We start from the raw sequence: 16,669 nt of genomic DNA, 5'->3' as shown, positions 1-16,669 counted from the left end.
GCGCAGCCAGACGATCATTCACGACGAGTACGGAGATATGGCGAGCGAGATGCATTCGGTCAGTCCAGAGATCACAATTCAGAACGCGGCGCTCGAGACGAGCATCGCTTCGGCGAAGCAGGGCCTGCTGAAGTTCCGGCAGCCTGACGGCCATTGGGTATTTGAGCTCGAAGCCGACGGCACGATCCCGTCAGAATACGTGTTGTTGCGGCACTACCTCGGCGAGCCCGTCGATGCCGAGCTTGAAGGCAAGATCGCCAACTATCTGCGCCGCACCCAGGGCAAGCATGGCGGCTGGGCGCTGGTGCAGGACGGCGACTTCGACATGAGCGCCAGCGTGAAAGTGTATTTCGCGCTGAAGATGATCGGCGATTCGATCGACGCGCCGCATATGGTCCGCGCCCGCGAAGCGATCCGCTCGCGCGGCGGCGCCGTCAACGTCAACGTCTTCACACGCTTCCTGCTGGCGATGTTCGGCATCCTCTCGTGGCGCGCCACTCCGGTGCTGCCGGTTGAGATCATGCTGCTGCCGATGTGGTTTCCGTTCCACCTCAACAAGATGTCCTACTGGGCGCGCACCACGATCGTGCCGCTCATGGTGCTCGCAGCGCTGAAGCCGCGCGCGCAGAACAAGAAGGGCGTCGGCATCGACGAGCTGTTCCTGGAAGATCCATCCAGGATCGGTGGCATTAAACGCGCGCCGCATCAGAGCCGCGCGATGTTCGCCTTCTTCACCGGTATCGATATTCTGCTCCGCGCCGCCGAACCGTATTTCCCAAAGAAACTCCGCGCCCATTCGATCGCGAAAGCCGTCGAGTTCTGCGAGGAGCGCCTGAACGGCGAGGATGGTCTCGGTGCGATCTATCCGCCGATGGCCAATATGGTCATGATGTATGAAGTGCTCGGCTTCCCCGCCGACTATCCGCCCCGCGCCATCCAGCGCCGCGGTATCGACAAACTTCTGATTGTCGGTGAGGTCGAAGCCTATTGCCAGCCTTGCGTATCGCCAGTGTGGGACACCGCGCTGACCGCGCATGCGATGCTGGAGACCGGCGGCGATGAAGCGTTCGGTCCGGCGAAAGAAGGGCTCGACTGGCTGGCGACGAAGCAGGTGCTCGACGTGAAGGGCGACTGGGCGGTGAAGCGGCCGGACCTGCGTCCGGGCGGCTGGGCGTTCCAGTACAACAACGCGTATTACCCGGATCTCGACGACACGGCCGTGGTGATGATGGCGATGGACCGCGCGCGCCGTCAGACCGGCGGCAAGGAATACGACGTTGCGCTCGATCGCGGCCGGGAGTGGATCCTGGGCATGCAGAGCAGCGACGGCGGCTTCGCAGCGTTCGAGGTCGATAACCTCGAATACTACCTCAACAACATCCCGTTCTCGGACCATGGCGCACTGCTCGATCCGCCGACGGAGGACGTCACCGCGCGCTGCGTCTCGATGCTGGCGCAGCTTGGCGACACGGTCGAGACCTCGAAGCCGCTGGCAGACGGTGTGGAATATCTGCGCCGTACCCAGCTCGCGGAGGGCTCCTGGTATGGCCGCTGGGGCCTGAACTACATCTACGGCACCTGGTCGGTGCTGTGTGCGCTGAATGCTGTTGGCATTGACCACCAGGACCCGGCGTTCCGCAAGGCGGTGGCCTGGCTGCTGTCGATCCAGAACGAGGACGGCGGCTGGGGCGAAGATGCGGTCAGCTACCGACTCGACTACAAGGGATTCGAGGCGGCCCCGAGCACGTCGTCGCAAACGGCATGGGCTTTGCTTGCCCTGATGGCGGCAGGCGAGGTCGATAATCCGGCTGTCGCCCGTGGAACGCGGTACCTGATGGACACACAGACGGAAAAAGGACTCTGGGACGAGGCCCGTTACACGGCTACCGGCTTCCCCCGCGTGTTTTATCTGCGTTATCATGGCTACTCGAAATTCTTCCCGCTCTGGGCGTTGGCGCGGTTCCGGAATTTGAAGAGCACCAACAGCAAGACGGTAGGGGTTGGGATGTGATTTTGGGCGATGGGGGCATTTCGACCGCGGGCGATACAACCGACCCGCGGCCGGTATTGATCGTCACGGGGCTGGTCCAGGAAGCGAAAATCGCTGCCGGGCCGGGAATGACCGTGATTTGCAGCTCAAGCGACCCCGTCCAGCTCCGCAGCCTGCTGGCTGACTTCGACCCCACGACCATCCGCGGCGTCATCAGCTTTGGCGTCGCCGGCGGCCTCGATCCTGATCTCAAATCAGGCGCTGTCGTTGTGGCCACGGAAGTGGTTGCCGGCAACAGCCGTTGGTCAGCCTCTGAGGTCCTTAGCGACGAACTGATCGCCGGTGCCGGCGTCGGGCGCCAGAAAGTGTTTCGCGGTGGTCTGGTTGGTGTCGAGAAGGTCGTGACGGGGCAGGCCGGCAAGGCCGCGCTGCGCTCGGAATTCGGCGCCGCTGCCGTCGATATGGAAAGCCACATCGCCGCGGAATTTGCCGCCATGGCCGGACTGCCGTTCGCCGCACTGCGCGTCGTCAGCGATCCCGCCCATCGCGCCCTGCCGGAAATCGCCACCACTGCGATTAAACCCAATGGTGATGTCGATCTGCGCAAGGTGCTGCGCGGCATCGCCCGCAATCCGCTGGTGATTCGGGCGCTGGTTTCGACCGGGCGCGACTTCAATCGCGCGCTACGCAGCCTGCGCGACTGCCGCAGCTATCTGCTGGGTCACACCAACCTCGTTTCCGCGGACGTCTGAGCGCTGCTCTGGCGGTGTTTGCCGGGCGTCTCGCGAATCCAATCTTTCAAAGAAAAAGGGCGCGATTTGCATCGCGCCCTTTTTTATATTCAGCTCGAAATCGCTCAGGCGGCGGTCGAAGCCTTCTGGGCCTTTTCCTCGGCCTTTGCGGCAGCGGCGACAGCTTCTTCCTTGCGGATGTCCGACAGGCGCTTCTGCACTTCCGACGAGAACACGTACTGTGCCGGACGCTGCTTGGTAAGGTCGATTTCCGGCGCCATCGGGCCCGACGTTTTCACGCCGCGCATCGCCACCCACATGGCCTTGAACGGGTTGCTGATGGCTGCGTCCGCGGCGGTCGGCTCGTAGCCGCAATGGGCCATACAGTCGGCGCACTTCTCGTACTTGCCGGTGCCGTAGGTGTCCCAATCGGTGGTGTCCATCAATTCCTTGAAGGTCTTGGTGTAGCCTTCACCGAGCAGGTAGCAGGGCTTCTGCCAGCCGAAGATGTTGCGTGCGGGCATGCCCCACGGCTTGCACTCGTATTCCTGGTTGCCGGCGAGGAAGTCCAAGAACAGGCCGGAATGCATGATGTTCCACTTCTTGCCCTTGCCGAGCGCAAAGACGTCGCGGAACAGCTTCTTGGTCTTGGTGCGGTTCAGGAAGTGCTCCTGATCCGGTGCGCGCTCATAGGCATAGCCGGGCGACATCGAGACGCCGACGCCGAGCTCCACGGTGAAGTCGAGGAACTTGGCAATGTCCTCGGCCGCGTGGCCGTCAAATATGGTCGCGTTGACGTTGACGGCGAAGCCCTTGGCCTTGGCGGCCTTGATCGCGGAGACGGCGCGGTCGAACACGCCTTCCTGCGACACGGCCTTGTCGTGATGATCCTTGAGACCGTCGAGATGCACCGAGAAGAACAGGTAGGGCGACGGCGTGAACAGGTCGAGCTTCTTCTCCAGCAGCAGCGCGTTGGTGCAGAGCGAGACGAACTTCTTGCGCTCGACCAGGCCGCGCACGATCTCGCCGATTTCCTTGTGGATCAGCGGCTCGCCGCCCGGGATCGCAACCATCGGCGCGCCGCACTCGTCCGCAGCATCCCAGCATTCCTGCGCCGACATGCGGCGGTTGAGGATAGCGTTCGGATAGTCGATCTTGCCACAGCCGACACAGGCCAGGTTGCAGCGGAAAAGTGGCTCCAGCATCAGCACCAGCGGATAGCGCTTCTGGCCAGTCAGCTTCTTCTTCAACAGATAGGAGCCGATCTTCATTTCTTTAAAAAACGGAATGGCCATTTCGAATTTTCTCTCTGCGCATCACATCGTGACGAAGGTGGATCGAACCGCGGTCAGTTCGGCGGGTAGTTTGAATTCGATATTCTCTTCACGTCCGGGCAACACCGACACCGCAACCGGTCCGATCCGCCGTAAGGTCTCGATCACGTCATCTACAAGCACTTCTGGCGCGGATGCGCCAGCCGTGATGCCTACGGCACGCGCATCCTTCAACCAGGCGGGGTTGAGTTCGCTGCCATCGGCAATGAGGTAACTTGCGACACCGACCTCGGTGCCGATTTCGCGCAACCGGTTCGAGTTGGAACTGTTGGTCGCCCCGACGACCAGGATGACGTCTACAAGTTTACTGAGGTCTCTTACCGCAGATTGGCGGTTTTGTGTTGCATAGCAGATATCGCGGGTATCGGGGCCCTCAATGTCACTGAAACGCTGTTCCAGAGCTAAAATGATGTCCTTGGTGTCATCCACGCTGAGGGTCGTCTGGGTGATATAGGCGACCGGTTCCTGCGGTGGCAGCGTGAGTGCCTTGACGTCCTCAACGCTCTGAACAAGGTAAACCGGGCCGGGTACCTGTCCCATGGTACCGTCGACCTCCGGATGGCCTGCGTGGCCGATCAGGATGACCTTACGGCCTTTGGACATGTACCGTTTGCCCTGGTTGTGGACCTTGGTGACAAGCGGGCAAGTTGCATCCAAAACAGGCAGGCCACGGCTGGCCGCTTCTTCCTCGACGCTCCGGGCGACGCCGTGGGCGCTGAAGACGGTCATGGCATTCGGAGGTACTTCGGAGAGTTCCTCGACGAAAATGGCGCCCTTGGCCTTCAGACTCTCGACCACGTATTTGTTATGGACGATCTCATGGCGGACATAGACCGGCGCCCCGTAGCGCTCGAGAGCACGCTCCACGATCTCGATGGCACGCACGACGCCCGCGCAGAAGCCGCGCGGCTGAGCCAGGAAGATTTCAAGGGGACGACGATCAAGCACGTGGTACAAAGTCCATATCGATTCCGGTATAATCCTTAATTCTGTACCACAATCAGGCACATATCCAGCCCAGCTGGATATTTGAGCCGTTCTGTGTGACAAAAATCACTCAGTATGCAATCACGAACCGAAAACGTGGTTTGCGACAACTGGCCGGGTTGCGGTAATATCTTGCGGTTGCGCCCAAGAACCTGAAAACTCTCACTTGTTCGTCACTTTACGGCGCGACGAGGCGTCGCTAACACGGCCGTTGCTACGGTGATCAGCACGTTTTATGCCATCCCATCACATTGCTGAAAGCAAAGCGCATCCAATGCGAAAGTAATGGTTTGCGGAACCCTCCCTCGTGAACCGCATTCTTTGCGTGCCTCGCCCAAATAGAAAGAAAAAGCGTGCTGACAAGAGTTGTCGTCTCGGTCGTGAACTTCTGCACCCGGTTTGCCCTGCCGGTGGTGCTCGTTTGTGTGCTTCTTTCGATTGGCGCGAGCTATTACACGGCGAAGAATTTCTCGATCAATACAGACATCAACAAGCTGATCTCGCCCAATCTCGATTGGCGTCAGCGCGACATTGCCTTCGATAAGGCCTTCGACCAGGAGCGCCTGATTATCGCGGTGGTTGAGGCGCCCACGCCTGAATTCGCCAATGCCGCAGCCAATGCGATGGAAGCGAAGCTGGTCACCAACAAGACGGATTTCGACTCGGTTCGCCGATTGGATGGCGGAGCGTTCTTCGAGAAAAACGGCTTGCTGTTCCTGCCGACCAAGGAAGTTGCGCAACTGACGGGCCAGTTCCAGCAAGCTGCTCCCCTGATTGAAATCATGGCCGGCGATCCCAGTCTGCGCGGTCTCACCGGCGCGCTGGAGACCGGCCTTACCGGCATTCGCCGTGGGCAGCTTCAGCTTGACGCTGCAGCGCCGACCTTCAACGCCGTCTCGCAGACCATCGAGGACGTGCTGAAAAACGGCAAGGGCACCTTCTCATGGCGCGGGCTGGTCAGCGACAAGCCTCTGACGGATGGCGACAAGCGTGGCTTCATCGAAATCAAGCCTATCCTCGACTTCAACGCGCTTGAGCCCGGCAAGACCGCGACAGATGCGATCCGGCAGGCTGCCATCGACCTGAACATCGCTGGCGAATACGGCGCACGCGTGCGGTTGACCGGCCCGGTCCCCATCGCAAACGAGGAATTCTCCACCGTGCAGGATGGAGCCATCGTCAACGGGATCGGTACGGTTTTGATCGTGCTGGTCATCCTCTGGATGGCGCTGCACTCGGCCAAGATCATCGGTGCCGTGTTCGCAACGCTATTCGTGGGCCTCGCCACAACCACCGCCGTCGGTCTCATGATGGTGGGTTCGCTGAACCTGCTGTCGATTGCATTTGCCGTGTTGTTCGTCGGCTTGGGTGTCGATTTCGGCATCCAGTTCAGCGTGCGTTACCGCTCCGAGCGTTACAAGAACGACAATCTGCCGCTGGCTTTGACGAAGGCTGCCGAATATTGCGCCGTGCCGCTGTCGCTCGCCGCTTTCGCAACGGCTGCCGGCTTTCTGTCGTTCCTGCCGACCGATTACAAAGGCGTGTCCGAACTCGGCAAGATCGCCGGCGCCGGCATGATGATCGCGTTCCTGACCAGCATCACCGTTCTGCCGGCATTGCTCGACCTCTTGAATCCCGCGGGCGAAAAGGAGCCCGTCGGTTATGCGTTCCTGGCACCTGTCGACCGTTTCCTGGAAGAGAAGCGCTTCTGGATTATCGGCATCACACTGGCGCTCACGATCGCCGGTCTGCCATTGCTCTACTTCCTGAAGTTCGACTTCAATCCGATCAACCTGCGCAATCCGAATGTCGAGTCGATCGCGACCTTCCTCGATCTGCGCAAGGATCCGAACACCGGCGCCAATGCCGTCAATATCATGGCGCCGAACGAGGCGGCTGCGAAGCAGGTCGAAGAACGTCTCTCGAAGGTCCCGGAAGTTGCTCGTACGATTTCGCTCGGCAGCTTCGTGCCTGAGGATCAGCCCGCCAAGCTGAAGGCGATCCAGGAGGGTGCGAAGATTCTCGAGCCGGCTTTGAACCCTGAGTCGATCGACAAGGCGCCAACCGATGCGGAAAATGTCACCTCTCTGAAGGACTCCGCGGCGAGCCTGCGCAAACTTGCGGGAACGCAGACCAGTCCCGGCGCTGTCGCTGCGAAGCGTCTGGCGGATGCATTGGCCAAGACCGCTGATGCTAGCCAGCCTGTGCGCGATCAGGTGCAGGCGACCTTTGTGGTGCCGCTCAAGCTTGCGTTGGGGCAATTGCGTAATCTGATGCAGGCGAGCCCGATCAGTTTGCAGACCTTGCCAGCCGAATTGGTGAATTCGTGGAAGACTAAGGATGGCCAGATCCGCGTCGAGGCGCAGCCCAACGGCGATCCGAACGATAACGACACATTGCGCAAGTTCGCCGATGCCGTGCTGAAGTCCGAGCCGCTCGCCGTCGGTGGTCCGATCTCTATCCTGAAGTCGGGCGACACCATTGTCACCGCCTTCATTCATGCGGGCATCTGGGCGCTGCTTTCGATCTCGTTGTTGCTGTGGCTGGCTTTGCGGCGCATCAGCGACGTGCTGCTGACTATCGTTCCCTTGCTGGTGGCGGGAACGGTCACGCTGGAGATCTGTGTGTTGATCGGCTTGCCGCTGAACTTCGCCAACATCATCGCGCTGCCGCTGCTGCTCGGCGTCGGCGTGGCGTTCAAGATCTACTATGTGACGGCGTGGCGGGCAGGCTACAAGAACCTGCTGCAGTCATCACTGACACGCGCGATTTTCTTTAGCGCGCTGACGACTGCCACGGCGTTCGGCAGCCTGTGGCTGTCGAACCATCCAGGCACCGCGAGCATGGGTAAATTGCTCGCGATGTCCTTTGTCGTGACGCTGGCGGCCGTGCTGCTATTCCAGCCGGCTCTCATGGGTAAGCCGCGCGAGACTAGTGAGTGACCTTGTTGATTTCGGGCAGCAGGCAGATATCGCCGATATCGGCCGGCTGTCCCGGCACCGTTGCTGCAGCGGTTTTCTGACCGGCAGGAGCGGCGGCCTTGGGGGCGCCGGCAGCGGGAGCCGGTGTAGCCTTGGGTGCAACAGCAGAAGCCGTCGGAGTAGCCGCTGGGGCCATCTTGCCGCCGGTGGCGGCGCCTGCCTTGGGCAGGGCACCCTTGGCGGTGAGGTTCGAGGGGCTCGACGGAATCGACGGGCCTACGCGCGTCCAGGTCTGACCGCCGCACAGGAAACCAAGGACGCATCCTTCGATTTCAAGTTCGTCAGCAGTATCACCGAGCTTGATCGTCGATTTATAGAATTTTCCGTCCTTGGCATTGTAGACCTGACCCGCCCATTTGTCGTTTGCGGCATTCTTTTTCATGTCCAGCAATGTCACGATGCCCAGAGTGGGGCGCGCCTTCTTGGTGGCATCGGGATTGTTCTTGTCGATCCCGCCGGGGGTCTTTTCCCAGGCTACGGCCCCCCACATGCTGCCACCGCATTCGGCAACACGAATATGCGCGACACCGTCCTCGACCTTCCAATCGCCGGTCGGATCAGCTGCAAATGCGGGAGCCAGCCCTGCCGAAAACAAGCCTGCCGAAAAAAGGATTCCGCAATATGTAAGAGTACGCGTAGTAATGCGTGGGCGCTGCAACATGTTTAGACCTATGCTTAAGTAGCGGTTCTCGGCGAAGTCAAATCGCCGCATTTACGGTTTTCAGTTGACGAAGCGACCATCAACCGACGTATGTAACTCATGGTATATCCGAATCTAGACGTTTCCGAGATGTTTGTTGAACGGGAGGCGCAGCGTAGCTCGATGCATACGCGCCATCTTAATGAACAGCTCGTTCGAGTCCTCAAGACCATCGGATATGACGTTGGCTTTCAGCGAGGCATCGGCCAGTATTTGTTCGATCGGGACGGCGCCCGTTATCTCGATCTACTGAGCGGATTTGGCGTTTTTGCGATTGGCCGGAACCATCCGGTGATGCGGAATGCGCTCAAAAGCGTGCTCGACGCCGACATGCCCAATTTGGTGCAAATGGATGTTTCCACACTCGCAGGTATCCTCTCAGAGAAGCTGCTGGAAAACGTCCCCTATATGGACAAGGTGTTTTTCGCGAACTCGGGCGCGGAAACCGTCGAGGCGGCGATCAAATTTGCTCGCAATGCGACCGGCCGCGACGGGATCGTGTATTGCGATCACGCCTATCACGGACTGACCTATGGCGCGCTGTCGCTGACCGACGACACCAATTTCCGCACCGGCTTCGGCCCGCTGCTCTCGGGCTGCACCACGGTGCCATTCAACGACCTCGAAGCGCTGGAGAAGGCGCTGTCGTCCAAGCAGGTTGCCGGCTTCATCGTCGAACCGATCCAGGGCAAAGGCGTCAACCTGCCCACCGACGAATTCCTGTCGGGCGCCGCTGCGCTGTGCCGCAAATACGGCACGCTGTTCATCGCCGATGAAATCCAGACCGGCCTCGGACGCACCGGAAAATTTCTGGCGATCGAGCACTGGAATGTCGAGCCCGACATGATCCTTCTCGCAAAAGCCTTGTCGGGAGGTCATGTTCCTGTTGGCGCGCTGCTGACGCGAAAAAGCATCTTCGACAAGATCTTCAACCGGATGGATCGCTCGCTGGTCCATGGTTCGACCTTCGGCAAGAACGATCTGGCGATGGCCGCCGGTATCGCCACGCTGGAAATCATGAAGCATGAGAAGCTGGTCGAGAACGCGGCCAAGCGCGGTGCCGAATTGCGGCTCGCTCTGCAGAACATGATTCCCGAATTCGAGCTTCTGAAGGAAGTGCGCGGCAAAGGTCTGATGATCGGTGTCGAATTCGGCCCGCCGAAGTCGCTGCGCCTCAAGGCATCGTGGAACATCCTGGAGTCGGCCAGCAAAGGCCTGTTCTGCCAGTTGATCACCGTACCGCTGTTCAAGGAGCAGAAGATCCTGACCCAGGTCTCCGGCCACGGCAGTCACACCATCAAGCTACTGCCGCCGCTGGTGGTCACCGAGGACGACGGAAAGTGGATCGAGAACTCGTTCCGTACGGTGATCGCCGATAGCCATAAGGTTCCTGGTGCGATCTGGTCGCTCGGCAAGACGCTGGTCGACAACGCCGTGCGGAAGTCAGCCTAGGTTTCAGCTCGCCCCCGCTGCAAGTTCAACCTTGCTGCCGAAATCAGCAAGTTCATCGGCGTTCAAATCGCTGACCGCCCAGTAGGTCAGGCCGCGCTCGCTCCAGTGGCGAATGTTGAAGCCCTGAACGGTCTCGATCTTGGCCATCCGTGATTCTGCATTTGTCGTCTGTGCAACGAACAGATTGATCACATGGGTGCGCCGCCGGTAGACGATGGCACCGATCGTTCGTCCATTGACATGATCAAGCCGCCCGCCGATGAGCGTGAAACCTTGCGCGGTGAGATCGACAACCGGCGGCGCCACGTCAAGCCGACCGTTGAACCAGGGCTTCACCGTGTGCTGATCGGTGGAGAGCACATCGGTGAGGTGTCCGGCCTGCAGCGCGCGCAGATGCGCCGACACCACCTCCGAAAGAATGCGCTGCTCGTCTTCATGGCGAAGTACGACGACCACGAGGCCGGTCGCAGCTAAAGCGGACAACACCGATCCCATCGCGAAGCCTTTCAGCACGGCGCGACGATTTGGCGTGTGAGCCTTGGGGAACGCCACCTCGATGCGCTGGCGTAGCTGTGGAGGCGCCGTAAAATGCAGATCGCTGGTGGCCATTGCGGATCGCATGTCGCGATAGGCGTTCAGTTCAGCAGCGCAGCGCTGGCACGTGGCAATGTGCGCCTCGACCTCACGGACATGCCCGGCGTCGAGCTCGTCATCGAGCAATGCGTGAAGAAGAATCTCGGCCTCGTCGCAGGTCATTTGTGCGGCTCCTCTTCGGCCATCCACGCGGTGCGGAGCATCGCGCGTGCGCGGGCGAGGCGTGACATCACGGTGCCGATGGGCGCGCCGACGATGTCGGAAATCTCCCGGTAAGACAGGTTTTGCATTTCTCGCAGCACGAGGATTTCCCTGAATGGTTCGGCAAGCGCGCTTACGAGACGCTGGATCGTCGTGGCATCGCGACGTCGGAGCAATTCCGCCTCCGGTGAAGCTTGTGCCTCATGCCAGAGCGGCGCGGCTTCCTGCGACTCTGCCTCGGCGATTTCGGCGATCGCGGTTGGTGAGTTCATGCGACGGGCGAACTCCGCATGGCAGATATTGCGCAGGATGGCGAACAGCCATGGTTTGATTGCAGGGCCACGATAGCTGTCGAAATGTTTCAGCGCGCGCAGATAGCATTCCTGGACGGCGTCTTCGGCGGCGTCGGCATCGCGCAGCAGATAGCGGGCCAGCGTATAGACGTCGTCGAGGCATGGCAGCGCGGCGTCGCGAAAACGGCGCGTCCTTTCGCCATCGTCGTCAGCTCTGTGCGCTGGCATCGACTTGCCCTTGCCGGCCGATGCCCGGCTGCCGGGTTTCCAGAGGCCGGGCATCGTTGTGATGCCTTGGTTTTGGCGGTTACTCAACCTTGATCATCCCCGTCATATGCGGATGCAGCGAGCAAAAATACGCGTAGTCACCTGGTGACGTGAACGTGAAGGAATAGCTGTCGTCAGTGTCGAGCGTTTTCGACCTGAATTTTCCGGCTGAGACCACGGCGTGCGGGATGTCGTCTCGGTTCTTCCAGGTGACGGTCGTGCCGACCTTGATAGTGAGCTGCGCCGGCTCGAAGGTGAAGTTGTCGATCATCACCGCGAGGTCTTCGCACCGCGCCGCTGTCATGCAAGCGGTCATGACGGCAAGAACGGCGACACGGATGCAGATGTTGCGTAAGGCGACGGATGTCATGTTGCGATGCCCTCAGCCTTGCAACGGGGTATCGATGATGGCGAGGCGTTCATCGCCGGGTTTGAAGATGATGCTGGCGATGCCCAGCAGGCCGCGTAATTTGTCGTCGGCCACCTTCATGGGGCCGGGTGAGGGCGCTGCCCCCGGTGCCGGTTGTGGAAACGCAGTAGAGCGTGCGGTGTGGAACGTGACGTTGCCTTCCACTTTCTGCATCACCTGATGGATATGGCCGTTCAGCACCGTGACCGAGCCGAAGCCCTTGAGGTAGTCCAGCGCGCGCGCACCGTCTTCGGTGCCCCATCCCCAGGTCGGATAAACGGTCCAGAGTGGAATATGCGCAAACACCACGATAGGTGTCGATTTAGATCGGCCGCGCAGATCGTCTTCCAGCCACGCGAGTTGTTCGGCGCCGAGGTTTCCAAGTCCGCCGGCTTTGAGATCGACGACGTTCACGAGCCCGATGAAGTGCACGCCGCTCGCATCGAAGGAATACCAGCCGGAGCCCTTGGTCCCGCGTCCGTAGCGCTCGCGGTAGAGCTTGACCTCTTCGTCGATGAAATCATGCTCGCCGGGGACGTAATGCACATCGAGCCGCGCCTGCGAGATGATGCGGTCGGCATCGTCGAATTCGGAGGCCTTGGAGAGGTGGCTGATATCGCCGGTATGGATCATGAACGACGGCTTCACCGGCATGGCTTTGATCCGGCCGATGGCTTCCTCGAGCGTGCCGATGACGTTGGGGTTGGCGGGCTTGTCGAAGCCGATATGGCTGTCACTGATCTGCAGGAACGTCAGGCCGGTGGGCTCTGCCGCTTGTGCTGAATCAATGAGTCCAAGGGCGTGCGGGACGCCACCGGAAATGCTCCAGAGCACGCCGGTGCCGGCCCACGTCATGCATTCCAATACCTTTCGACGGCTAAGTCTCGGGTCGTCCTGGGAATGATCGTGATCGAATGCACTCATCGCCAATCTCCATCGCCCTGCATTGGGCTATGGGGACTGGATCGGAGATGGCGGGTGTTTATTCCCGCGAAATGAGGTTATCGCGAATCCGTGATGATCATCGACGCGCCTTTTTCCGCGATCATTGCGGTTGGCGTGTTGGTATTGCCCGATGTAATCGTCGGCATCACCGAGGCGTCCACGACGCGCAATCCGGAGATCCCGTAAAAGCGCAGCCGCTCGTCCACCACGGCCATCGGGTCCGAGGCTGTGCCCATCTTCGCGGTCCCGACAGGATGGAAGATGGTGGTGCCGATATCGCCGGCGGCCTTGGCCAGGGACGCCGCATCGTCGCCAACCGATGGCCCCGGCAGATATTCTTCGGGATGATAGGCGGCGAGCGCCTTTTGCTTCATCAGCCTGCGCGTGACACGGATCGCATCGGCAGCAACCTGACGGTCGTCGTCTGTCGAGAGGTAGTGGGGAGCAATTGCGGGTGCGTCATCGGGCTTCGCCGAGCGCAGTTTGATCTCGCCGCGCGATGTCGGCTGCAGATTGCAGGCAGCAATGGTGATCGCCGGAAAGCGATGCAGCGGATCGCCGAATTTGTCGAGCGAGAGCGGCTGCACGTGAAACTGGATGTTGGCGCGTTCGCGATGGGCATCGGAGCGCGTGAAGATGCCAAGCTGCGATGGCGCCATGGTGAGCGGCCCGCGGCGGCGAAGCGCGTAATCGACGCCCATCCAGCCACGGCGGAACAGATTGTAGTAGGTCTCGTTCAGCGTGCGCACGCCGGAGACCTTGTAAATCGCGCGCTGCTGCAGGTGGTCCTGCAGGTTACGACCGACGCCCTGACGATCGAGTGTGATGTCGACACCAGCGGCGGACAGCCACTCCGCGGGTCCGATGCCGGAGCGCTGCAACAGATGCGGCGAGCCAACCGCGCCAGCACACAGGACGACTTCACCCCTGGCGCGTGCCTCGATCTCTTGGCCGTTCTGGGTGAAGCGTACGCCGACCGCGCGGCCGTTTTCGACGATCAGGCGATCGACCATCACCTTGGTTTCGAGCCGCAGGTTCGGGCGGTGCAATGCCGGCTTGAGGAAGCCGCGGGCCGACGACCAGCGGCGGCCGCGCTTCTGGTTGACGTGAAAATAGCCGATGCCTTCATTGTCGCCGGTGTTGAAATCGGCGGTCTTGCGAATGCCCATTTCAGCCGCAGCATTGCCGACGGCGTCGAGTACCTTCCACGACAGCCGTGGTTCTTCGATGCGCCAGCCGCCGCCTGCGCCATGGTGTTCGCTGGCGCCAAGGAAATGATCTTCCAATGTCTTGAACGCCGGGAGCACATCGTCATAGCCCCAGCCATTGAGGCCGAGCTGTCGCCAGTGATCGTAGTCGGCCGCCTGGCCGCGCATCGAGATCATGGCATTGATCGCGGAGGAGCCACCGATCACCTTGCCGCGCGGATAGGCCAGCGCGCGGCCATTGAGGCCGGGCTCCGGCTCGGTGCGAAACATCCAGTCGGAGCGGGGATTGCCGATGGCAAAGAGGTAGCCCACCGGAATGTGAAACCAGATCCAGTTGTCGTTGCCGCCGGCCTCCAGGATGAGGACGCGCTTGCTGGGATCTGCCGAAAGGCGATTGGCGACGATGCAACCGGCGGTACCCGCACCAACCACGATATAATCGAAATCACCCTCGAGCCGTGTCGTCATCGTTTCCCTGCCGCATCCGTTTCACGGTCTCACCTGCCGTGCCGAAAGGGATTAACGAGGCGGCGGGCGTCTGTACAGCGTGTGATGGGGCCGGTGGGGTGGGCCGTTGGCACGCGACATGCTAGACAAGGATATCGCCGTTCCACCGCATCGAGACCTTGACCCATGCCCATCATCAATCGTGTCGCCGATCTGCAACCGGAAATCATGGCCTGGCGCCGTGACCTGCATGCCCATCCCGAGCTGATGTATGACGTGCACCGGACCGCGGGCTTCGTGGCGGAACGACTGAAGGAGTTCGGTTGCGACGAAGTTGTGACGGGCCTGGGACAAACGGGTGTTGTTGGCGTCATCAGGGGCCGCAAGCCGGCTTCGGGCGAGCACAAGGTGATCGGGCTGCGCGCCGACATGGACGCGTTGCCGATCGAGGAAGAGACCAATCTGCCTTACGCCTCGAAGACCCCCGGCAAGATGCATGCCTGCGGTCACGATGGCCACACGTCCATGCTGCTGGGAGCGGCGCAATATCTCGCCGAAACACGCAATTTCGCGGGCGATGCCGTCGTGATCTTCCAGCCGGCCGAAGAGGGCGGTGCGGGCGCTGCGGCGATGATCAAGGACGGCTTGATGGACCGTTTCAAGATCGATCAGGTCTACGGCATGCACAACAATCCCGGCATGCCCGTCGGCTCCTTCGCGCTGCGTCCGGGTCCGATCATGGCGGCGATGGACCGCATCTCAATCCAGATCGAGGGCAAGGGCGGCCATGCCGCCTATCCGCACAAGACCATCGATTCCGTGCTGGTCGGCTCGCAGCTCGTGATGGCGCTGCAGACGATCGTTTCCCGTACCGTCAATCCCCTGGAATCCGCGGTGCTGTCGATCTGTGAATTCCATGCCGGGCATGCCAGCAATGTCATCCCGGCGACCGCTGAACTGCGCGGCACCGTGCGAACGTTGAACGCCGAAGTGCGCGATCTCATGGAGAAGCGCATGAACGAGGTGGTCAACGGCGTCGCGCTGCAGACCGGCGCGAAGATCGTGCTCGACTATGACCGCGGCTATCCCGTGGTGGTCAACCATCGCGCAGAGACCGACATGGCGGTGCGGGTCGCCAGCGAAATCTCCGGGGCTGAGAAGGTCAATATCGACATGCCGCCGGTGATGGGCGCCGAAGACTTCGCCTATATGCTGGAAGCGCGCCCCGGCGCCTTCATCTTCTGCGGAAACGGCGACAGCGCCGGGCTGCACCACCCCGCCTATAATTTCAACGACGACGCCATCGTCTACGGCACGTCCTATTGGGTGAAGCTGGTGGAGACCACGCTGGCGGCCTGACAGCGGGCGTCCACGCAATGATTTTTAATAGTTGCGTCACAACCTCAGGAACAAGACACAACAGGTGACGTTGAGCCGCGGGAAACAACCCCTGGCTTAACGGAGTGCGCGTCATGGCGACCAAAGACAAAGACCTCAACGATCTCTTTCTCGATACGCTCAAGGATATCTACTTCGCCGAGAAGCAGATCCTGAAAGCCCTGCCGAAGATGGCCAAGGCCGCAACCTCGGACAAACTGCGCGCCGCTTTCGAAAAGCACCACGACGAAACCGAAGGTCAGGTCGAGCGGCTGGAACAGATCTTCGAACTGCTCGACAAGCCCGCCCGCGGCAAGACCTGCGATGCCATCATGGGTATCCTCGACGAAGGCAAGGAGATCATGGACGAGTACAAGGGCACGAGTTCGCTCGATGCTGGCCTGCTTGCTGCGGCACAGGCTGTCGAACACTATGAGATCTCGCGCTATGGCACCTTGAAGGCCTGGGCCACGGAACTCGGCATGAAGGACGCGGTGCGGCTGCTCGACGAGACGCTCAATCAGGAAAAGAAGACCGATGAATCACTGTCGGTGCTGGCGAAATCAGCGGTCAATCTGGCTGCAGCGGCGTAGACTAATTTGCATCGGTGGCGCTTGCTTAACCTCTCCCCGCTCTGCGCGGGGAAAGGTCGCCGCGTCTTCGCGGCGGGTGAGGGGCATGGCAAGGTACTCACCTCGACTACACAATTTGCGGATCGCAAGAGCCCCTCACCCCAGCCCTCTCCCCGCAAGA

General features: G+C 60.7%; 14 protein-coding genes. 6 read left to right on the top strand and 8 right to left on the bottom strand.

Annotated elements, in window-relative coordinates:
- Nucleotides 1–37: 37 nt before the first annotated feature.
- Nucleotides 38–2,011, top strand: coding sequence for a squalene--hopene cyclase (shc, locus tag HP556_RS17745; RefSeq protein ID WP_420878677.1), 1,974 nt, complete (start codon nt 38–40; stop codon nt 2,009–2,011).
- Nucleotides 2,008–2,742, top strand: a complete 735-nt coding sequence (locus HP556_RS17740; protein WP_175367948.1) for a phosphorylase — start codon at nt 2,008–2,010, stop codon at nt 2,740–2,742. Before shc ends, HP556_RS17740 begins: the two co-directional genes overlap by 4 nt.
- A 104-nt stretch (nt 2,743–2,846) precedes the next feature.
- On the opposite strand, the gene hpnH is transcribed toward HP556_RS17740, so the two are convergent.
- A complete protein-coding gene (gene hpnH, locus HP556_RS17735) occupies nt 2,847–4,016 on the bottom strand; it encodes an adenosyl-hopene transferase HpnH (RefSeq protein WP_120292861.1) in 1,170 nt (389 codons plus the stop codon).
- A gap of 21 nt (nt 4,017–4,037) precedes the next feature.
- Nucleotides 4,038–5,003: a 4-hydroxy-3-methylbut-2-enyl diphosphate reductase gene (gene ispH / locus HP556_RS17730; protein WP_175367947.1), complete on the bottom strand. Its 966-nt coding sequence runs from the start codon at nt 5,001–5,003 to the stop codon at nt 4,038–4,040.
- Nucleotides 5,004–5,395: 392 nt separating this feature from the next.
- On the opposite strand from ispH, the gene hpnN reads away from it, so the two are divergent.
- The gene (gene hpnN / locus HP556_RS17725) at nt 5,396–7,984 is read left to right on the top strand and encodes a hopanoid transporter HpnN (RefSeq protein WP_175367946.1); all 2,589 of its coding nucleotides are present in this window, start codon (nt 5,396–5,398) and stop codon (nt 7,982–7,984) included.
- Here the strand turns inward: hpnN and HP556_RS17720 are convergent.
- Nucleotides 7,974–8,684, bottom strand: a complete 711-nt coding sequence (locus HP556_RS17720; RefSeq protein WP_175367969.1) for a DUF2147 domain-containing protein — start codon at nt 8,682–8,684, stop codon at nt 7,974–7,976. The genes hpnN and HP556_RS17720 overlap by 11 nt on opposite strands.
- Before the next feature lie 99 nt (nt 8,685–8,783).
- Between HP556_RS17720 and hpnO the strand changes: the two genes are divergently transcribed.
- Entirely contained in the window at nt 8,784–10,175 is a 1,392-nt protein-coding gene (gene hpnO / locus HP556_RS17715) for an aminobacteriohopanetriol synthase HpnO (protein ID WP_089265067.1), read from the top strand.
- Nucleotides 10,176–10,178: 3 nt separating this feature from the next.
- On the opposite strand, the gene HP556_RS17710 is transcribed toward hpnO, so the two are convergent.
- The 5 genes from HP556_RS17710 to HP556_RS17690 all read right to left on the bottom strand — a co-directional run bounded on the left by HP556_RS17710 (nt 10,179) and on the right by HP556_RS17690 (nt 14,560).
- On the bottom strand, nt 10,179–10,931 hold the full coding sequence (locus HP556_RS17710; protein WP_175367945.1) for an anti-sigma factor family protein: 753 nt from the start codon (nt 10,929–10,931) through the stop codon (nt 10,179–10,181).
- The gene (locus HP556_RS17705; RefSeq protein ID WP_420878676.1) at nt 10,928–11,545 is read right to left on the bottom strand and encodes a sigma-70 family RNA polymerase sigma factor; all 618 of its coding nucleotides are present in this window, start codon (nt 11,543–11,545) and stop codon (nt 10,928–10,930) included. Before HP556_RS17705 ends, HP556_RS17710 begins: the two co-directional genes overlap by 4 nt.
- Before the next feature lie 25 nt (nt 11,546–11,570).
- Entirely contained in the window at nt 11,571–11,900 is a 330-nt protein-coding gene (locus HP556_RS17700) for a cupredoxin domain-containing protein (RefSeq protein ID WP_089265065.1), read from the bottom strand.
- Nucleotides 11,901–11,912: 12 nt separating this feature from the next.
- On the bottom strand, nt 11,913–12,863 hold the full coding sequence (locus HP556_RS17695) for a metallophosphoesterase family protein (protein WP_175367944.1): 951 nt from the start codon (nt 12,861–12,863) through the stop codon (nt 11,913–11,915).
- Nucleotides 12,864–12,940: 77 nt separating this feature from the next.
- The gene (locus HP556_RS17690) at nt 12,941–14,560 is read right to left on the bottom strand and encodes a GMC family oxidoreductase (RefSeq protein ID WP_175367943.1); all 1,620 of its coding nucleotides are present in this window, start codon (nt 14,558–14,560) and stop codon (nt 12,941–12,943) included.
- A gap of 165 nt (nt 14,561–14,725) precedes the next feature.
- Between HP556_RS17690 and HP556_RS17685 the strand changes: the two genes are divergently transcribed.
- Both HP556_RS17685 and HP556_RS17680 read left to right on the top strand, forming a co-directional pair.
- The gene (locus HP556_RS17685; protein ID WP_175367942.1) at nt 14,726–15,898 is read left to right on the top strand and encodes a M20 aminoacylase family protein; all 1,173 of its coding nucleotides are present in this window, start codon (nt 14,726–14,728) and stop codon (nt 15,896–15,898) included.
- A gap of 113 nt (nt 15,899–16,011) precedes the next feature.
- Entirely contained in the window at nt 16,012–16,509 is a 498-nt protein-coding gene (locus tag HP556_RS17680; protein ID WP_068735876.1) for a YciE/YciF ferroxidase family protein, read from the top strand.
- Nucleotides 16,510–16,669: the final 160 nt, after the last annotated feature.

The organism is Tardiphaga robiniae (genome assembly GCF_013359755.1).
Lineage (GTDB): Bacteria > Pseudomonadota > Alphaproteobacteria > Rhizobiales > Xanthobacteraceae > Tardiphaga > Tardiphaga robiniae.
Note: the sequence above shows the minus strand (reverse complement) of the source record. Positions and strands in the feature narration are given on the sequence as shown.